Raw genomic sequence first — 847 nt, forward strand, 5'->3', positions numbered from 1 at the left:
TCCGATTACCCACCAACTTCGTGCTCTGAAGCTCGACGGGATGGCCCAGGCCATCCAGGAGCAGCAGGAGCAGCCCCAGGCACGTGAACTGAGCTTCGAGGAGCGCCTGACGCTCCTCGTGGACCGGGAACTTGCCCATCGTGACGGCCGCACCACCCAGCGCCGCCTGCTTGCCGCCCGTCTCAAGGTCCAGGCCACCCTGGAGGACGTCGATACCAAGCACCCGCGCGGCCTGGACAGCAAGCTGCTGCGGACCCTCGGAGAGGGTCTGTGGATCCGGGAGAAGCGCGGGGTGATCATCACCGGCCCCACCGGGGTCGGAAAGACGTTCATCGGCTGCGCGCTGGCTCACCAGGCCTGCCGGAAGGGCTACAGCGCGCAGTACGCGCAGACCGGCCGACTGTTGCAGGAACTGATCCTGGCGAAGGGGGACGGTCGCTATCTGAAGTTGCTGTCACAGCTCGCCAAAGTTCAGGTGTTGATCCTTGACGACTGGGGGCTCGACACCCCAACGGCGGAGGGCCGCCGAATTCTGCTCGAAATCCTGGATGACCGGTATGAGCGCGGCTCGACCATCATCACCAGCCAGTTCCCCACCACCGTCTGGCACGAGAATCTCGGTGATCCGACCCTGGCGGACGCGATCCTTGATCGCGTCCTGCATCACGCCTATCGGATCGAGCTCAAAGGAGAAAGCCTGAGAAGGAAGGACCGAAAAGTGACCGCAGTGAAGCCTGAAGTTCTAGACTGATCTCAGCTCGTGACTGGCAGAAAGAGAGCCCGATAAGAATGAGCGCGAGTGGCCCGATAAGCTGAGCGGCGGGGGCCAAGCTGGCGAGCGCACGCA

1 protein-coding gene is annotated in these 847 nt (G+C 63.5%); it reads left to right on the forward strand.

The window, feature by feature from the left end; genetic code table 11:
- The coding region (istB, locus tag IEY33_RS19055) for an IS21-like element helper ATPase IstB (protein WP_373288151.1) at window positions 1-751 on the forward strand (751 nt) is incomplete at its 5' end.
- Window positions 752-847: the final 96 nt, after the last annotated feature.

The organism is Deinococcus aquiradiocola (assembly GCF_014646915.1).
Lineage (GTDB): Bacteria > Deinococcota > Deinococci > Deinococcales > Deinococcaceae > Deinococcus > Deinococcus aquiradiocola.